Here is a 5,517-nt window from a genome sequence, read left to right on the forward strand (position 1 = left end):
CTTTCAAGGAACGTTACGCGTTTTGCGGGGTGCAAAAATAGCTTACGTTTTCGAATCTCACAAGCTTTTTCTAATCTTTTTTTGAAAATAAATTTTCGTCTGGATTTCGTCGGGCTTGTCAGGATTTCTATGAACGTCTGCATCGTTGCGGGTGCAAAAGTAGCGTCTTTATTCGTCTAAACAATGGCTTTTTACATTTATTTTACTTTAATTTTACATTTATTTTTTAACACATTGATATATTGAAATTTACAGATCACCTTTTTTATCGATTTGAAAATCTCAATAGGCCATTTCTGATAATTCAATCGCTTTTGTTGCTTTTTGGTTTGTTTTGGTATTACCGAGGCTTAAACCAAATACAGAGAAGACGGGTTTCTGTGGATCTTTTCTTTTCAAACCACATCTCCTATATATAAGGATCGGATTTCCTTTTGCATTTTCGTCTCCTATATAAAGGTGTGGATTTTTCACTTCCTTTCTTATGAAAACCCATACCCTAGCCCCGATAGCAGCGGAAATCCTTATAAGCCGGGGTTCGGCTTAGTAAGATTATAGCGGATAGCGGGAAATGGCTCCTCAACATTGGTATTCTTCTTTTACAACAACATCTAATTGCATTTTATACTTATATATAGAACAAACCTTATATACCTATTGTATGTGTTTTGCTAATACTTTATATTTGCAATCTTAAAATATAAAAAACAATGATTAAGATTACTTTGCCCGACGGGTCAGTTAGAGAGTTTGCTCCAGGAGTAACTCCGATGGATGTTGCAAAAAGCATTAGCGAAGGATTTGCCAGAAATGTAATTTCGGCATCTTTTAATGGTACAACTATTGAAACATCTACACCACTGACGACCGACGGCAGTCTTACATTATATACTTGGAATGATGCAGATGGCAAGAAAGCTTTTTGGCATTCAACATCACACGTTATGGCGCAAGTTCTAGAAGAAATGTACCCTGGAGCAAAATTAACTCTAGGACCTGCAATTTCTAATGGTTTTTACTATGACGTTGATTTTGAAGACCAAAAGATTACTGAGGCCGACTTTAAGAAAATTGAAGACCGCGTTCTTGAGATTTCAAGAGAAAAGCATGAATTCAAAATGCGTCCTGTTACTAAAGCAGAAGCATTGGAAATGTACAAAGACAATGTTTACAAAACAGAACTGATTACGAATCTTGAAGACGGAACTATCACTTTTTGTGATCATTCAACTTTTACTGATTTATGTCGTGGTGGACATATTCCGAATACAGGAATTATCAAAGCAATGAAAGTAATGAGTGTTGCTGGCGCTTACTGGAGAGGTGATGAAAAAAATAAGCAATTAACTCGTGTTTACGGAACTTCATTTCCAAAACAAAAAGATTTAACAGAATACCTGGAATTACTTGAAGAAGCGAAACGTCGCGACCACAGAAAATTAGGAAAAGAATTGGAATTGTTCGCTTTTTCTCAAAAAGTAGGTCAAGGTTTGCCGTTATGGTTGCCAAAAGGAGCTGCTTTGAGAGATCGTTTGGAACAATTTTTGAAAAAAGCACAAAAAAAAGCAGGTTACGAACAAGTTGTGACTCCTCATATTGGTCAAAAAGAGTTGTATGTAACTTCTGGACATTATGCCAAATACGGAGCTGACAGTTTTCAACCTATCAATACCCCTGCCGAAGGAGAAGAGTTTTTATTGAAACCGATGAACTGCCCTCATCACTGTGAAATCTACAATGTAAGACCTTGGTCATATAAAGATTTACCAAAGCGTTATGCTGAATTTGGAACCGTTTACAGATACGAACAAAGTGGTGAATTACATGGTTTAACTCGTGTAAGAGGATTTACTCAAGATGATGCCCATATTTTCTGTACTCCAGAACAATTGGACGAAGAGTTTAAAAAAGTAATCGACTTAGTACTTTATGTATTTGGTTCATTAGGATTCGAGAACTTTACTGCTCAAATCTCTTTGAGAGATCAAGTAAACAGAGATAAATATATTGGTTCTGATGAAAATTGGGAAAAAGCAGAAAATGCAATCATCAATGCAGCAGCAGACAAAGGATTAAATACTGTTGTAGAATACGGAGAGGCTGCTTTCTACGGTCCAAAACTGGATTTTATGGTAAAGGATGCTTTAGGCAGACAATGGCAGTTAGGGACGATTCAGGTAGATTACAATTTACCGGAACGTTTTGAATTGACTTACAAAGGATCTGACAATGAACTACATAGACCCGTGATGATCCACAGAGCACCTTTTGGATCTATGGAACGTTTTATTGCAATTTTATTAGAACACACAGCAGGAAATTTCCCACTTTGGTTAATGCCTGAGCAGGCAATTATACTGTCTTTGAGTGAGAAATATGAAAATTATGCTAAAAAAGTTTTAAATCTGCTAGAAAATCACGAAATTCGCGCCCTAATTGACAACAGAAGCGAGACGATAGGAAAGAAAATTAGAGATGCAGAAATGCAGAAAATCCCGTTTATGCTGATTGTTGGTGAGGAAGAAGAGAAAAACGGAACCATTTCTATACGCCGTCATGGTCAAGAAGGAAAAGGCAATATCAGCGTAACAATAGAAGAATTTGCTTCGATTGTTGACGAGGAAATCAAAAAAACATTAAAAGTATTTACAGTTTAACTTAAATTATAAAGTCATAGCAATAAGAAGCAACAGAGGTTACCAACCTCGCGTAGAAAAAAAGGATGCACACAGAATAAATAATTTTATTCGCGGTGTACAAGAAGTAAGACTTGTGGGTGAAAACATAGAGCCTGGAGTTTTTAAACTTGCAGAAGCTTTAAGATTAGCTGACCAATTTGAATTGGATTTAGTTGAGATTTCTCCAAACGCAGAGCCACCGGTTTGTAAAATCATGGATTACAAGAAATTTGTTTACGAACAAAAGAAACGTGATAAGGCTCTAAAAGCGAAATCTACTCAAGTAGTAGTAAAAGAAATACGTTTTGGTCCTCAAACGGATGAGCATGATTACGAATTTAAGAGAAAGAATGCTGAAAAATTCTTAAAAGAAGGAGCTAAATTAAAGGCTTTTGTATTCTTTAAAGGGCGTTCAATTATCTATAAAGACCAAGGGCAAATCTTACTATTGAGATTGGCTACTGACTTAGAAGAATTCGGAAAAGTTGAAGCAATGCCAATTCTTGAAGGAAAGAGAATGATTATGTTTATTGCTCCTAAGAAAAAGAAATAAGTCTTAAAAATTAAGAGTCACGAACTGGCTTTTAAATTTTTAGATCTAAATATAAGTAAGTAATAATAAATTAAAACACTAGGAAAAAATGCCTAAAATGAAAACCAAATCTAGCGCCAAGAAACGTTTCAAAGTTACTGGTTCTGGAAAGATTAAAAGAAAGCATGCTTTTAAAAGTCACATCTTGACTAAAAAATCTAAAAAACGTAAATTAGCTTTGACTCACTCAGCGCTAGTTCACTCTACAGATATGAAAAGCATCAAACAACAATTAAGAATTATCTAATAATTCTTTAGGTTAAAACAAATTTAATAACCTTGGAGTATGGCCATAAGTTCCTTTTATTAAATTCAGGACGCCTGCTAAAAAAAAACAATAAAATTATGCCAAGATCGGTAAATTCAGTTGCTAAAAGAGCAAGAAGAAAAAAAATAATGAAGCAAGCCAAAGGTTTCTTTGGTAGACGTAAAAACGTTTGGACAGTTGCAAAGAACGCGGTAGAAAAAGCAATGTGCTATGCATACCGTGACAGAAAAGTGAATAAAAGAAATTTCCGTTCATTATGGATTCAACGTATTAACGCTGGAGCTAGATTGGAAGGAATGTCTTATTCTCAATTCATGGGTAAAGTAAAATCTAACGGAATCGAATTGAACCGTAAAGTTCTTGCAGATTTAGCGATGAATCACCCTGAAGCTTTCAAAGCAGTACTTAATAAAGTAAAATAAACGTTATATAAACTCAATTTAGAATTACTTACTTATAAAAAAACCCAATCTCCTCGGCGATTGGGTTTTTTGCTTTTAAATATATGTCCGACAATTTATAAAATCAATAATGGAGCAATAAATCCAAAGCCTAAAAGACCCGTCGTATAATCTTTGACACCAAATGCATTTTCAGCATAGCTAGTATAATTGTACTTTCTAGCAGTATAAGCCACATAAAATTTTATGTTCATATCTTTGAAAGGCATGTATTGAACAGTTGGAATAAGTCCATAACTCGTAGATAATTTTGAACTACCATTTGGATCCGGATTGTCTTTCCATGAATGATTACTATTCATCACTGTTAAAAGCAAATTAATCTTAGGACTCACTAAATACTCTGCTCTTATCCAGTTTTCCACATAAAGAGCGTTTTGTGCTGCATATTGATATTGACTGCTAATAATACTTGAAACAATTCCTTTACGATCAAGGCCTTCATCACTGTATTGAAAATCATAATACAAAACAAAATTCTTTGCTTTAAACTTATTTCCAAGTGCAAAATAGTTCATGTGTGCTCCTTGTGCTTCGTTGAAGAAACTATAGCTATAAGTGGTTTCAAATTTACCATCAAAAAAACTTCCTCGCCAGTTAGCTACCATTGCTAATGGATATTCAGAAGGATGTATGTTTGGTGGTGCAGAGCTTCCATACTGCTCTTCATAGGTTTTGGTTCTAGAATTTAATACTTGAAAAGAAAGTGAGTTTTTACCATCAGCAAAATCATGAGATATCCCAGCTCCCACTAAAAAATTATCTGCATACTCTATCACGTCATTATAAGTCAAGATATCGATTGGATTAAAATCAAATTCAAAGCCTCCCCAATCAGCACATAGTTTACCAAAAGAGAATTTGGTTTTTGGTGATAAATCTATCCTTATAAAGGCGAGATCGACTGATCTGCTAATGTTATCCAAATCTCCAGGAATTGGCTCTCTAGTGTATCTGTTACGAAATCTAAAATACACTTTATCATGTATTTTTCCTTTCACTTCAAATCGAAGTTGGTTTACATTAAACTCTGATAGCGTATGACTGCCATCCATAAAATTACTATTGTAAGCCATACGTGAATTAAAAATCACATCAACATCCCTTAACAAAGATTGTTTTGTAACTGGTATCAACGATTTTAGCGAATCTGGTATAAAAAAATCTCCTTCATTAGTTTGTTTTTCCACCTGTTCTACTTGAGCAAATGCAATAACTGGCAAAAGTCCAACCATTAAATAAATAAAATATTTTTTCATAATTATTTAATTTTAAAAATTTACAATAAAAACGAACCCAATAAAAAACCAACTGCGATTGCTACACCAATGGCGACTATTCCAGGCAAATTGAAACTATGATTAACTACATAACTTCCTATTTTGGTACTTCCTGTTCTATCGAAATTTATAGCTGCCAATAATGTTGGATATCCTGGTAAAACAAAGTCACTGTTTACGGCTGGGAATATAGCTATCAATGCCGATGAAGGAAGTCCTAAAGCAATTCCTAATGGCA

5 protein-coding genes and 1 pseudogene are annotated in these 5,517 nt (G+C 34.5%); 4 read left to right on the forward strand and 2 right to left on the reverse strand.

Features of this window, described 5'->3' with window-relative positions; all coding sequences use genetic code 11:
• The first annotated feature begins 710 nt into the window (after positions 1 to 710).
• The 4 genes from thrS (at position 711) to rplT (ending at position 3,960) form a co-directional block, all read left to right on the forward strand.
• A complete protein-coding gene (gene thrS / locus VFS71_RS00315) occupies positions 711 to 2,657 on the forward strand; it encodes a threonine--tRNA ligase (protein WP_326398669.1) in 1,947 nt (648 codons plus the stop codon).
• 16 nt (positions 2,658 to 2,673) lie between these two features.
• On the forward strand, positions 2,674 to 3,231 hold the full coding sequence (gene infC / locus VFS71_RS00320; protein ID WP_394338673.1) for a translation initiation factor IF-3: 558 nt from the start codon (positions 2,674 to 2,676) through the stop codon (positions 3,229 to 3,231).
• An 88-nt stretch (positions 3,232 to 3,319) separates the two neighbouring features.
• Entirely contained in the window at positions 3,320 to 3,517 is a 198-nt protein-coding gene (rpmI, locus tag VFS71_RS00325) for a 50S ribosomal protein L35 (RefSeq protein ID WP_007810722.1), read from the forward strand.
• 98 nt (positions 3,518 to 3,615) lie between these two features.
• Positions 3,616 to 3,960: a 50S ribosomal protein L20 gene (gene rplT / locus VFS71_RS00330; protein WP_077371129.1), complete on the forward strand. Its 345-nt coding sequence runs from the start codon at positions 3,616 to 3,618 to the stop codon at positions 3,958 to 3,960.
• Positions 3,961 to 4,055: 95 nt separating this feature from the next.
• Here rplT and VFS71_RS00335 read toward each other — a convergent pair whose 3' ends face one another.
• The gene (locus VFS71_RS00335; RefSeq protein WP_326398670.1) at positions 4,056 to 5,258 is read right to left on the reverse strand and encodes a porin; all 1,203 of its coding nucleotides are present in this window, start codon (positions 5,256 to 5,258) and stop codon (positions 4,056 to 4,058) included.
• A gap of 20 nt (positions 5,259 to 5,278) precedes the next feature.
• Positions 5,279 to 5,517: pseudogene (locus VFS71_RS00340) on the reverse strand (C4-dicarboxylate ABC transporter); the annotation flags it as partial.

It is taken from the genome of Flavobacterium sp. (assembly GCF_035760125.1).
Classification (GTDB): Bacteria; Bacteroidota; Bacteroidia; order Flavobacteriales; family Flavobacteriaceae; genus Flavobacterium.

Coding starts and splice junctions, on each gene's coding strand:
- thrS (WP_326398669.1), top strand. CDS start 711: ATGATTAAGATTACTTTGCCCGACGGGTCAGTTAGAGAGTTTGCTCCA.
- rpmI (WP_007810722.1), top strand. CDS start 3,320: ATGCCTAAAATGAAAACCAAATCTAGCGCCAAGAAACGTTTCAAAGTT.
- rplT (WP_077371129.1), top strand. CDS start 3,616: ATGCCAAGATCGGTAAATTCAGTTGCTAAAAGAGCAAGAAGAAAAAAA.
- VFS71_RS00335 (WP_326398670.1), bottom strand. CDS start 5,258: ATGAAAAAATATTTTATTTATTTAATGGTTGGACTTTTGCCAGTTATT.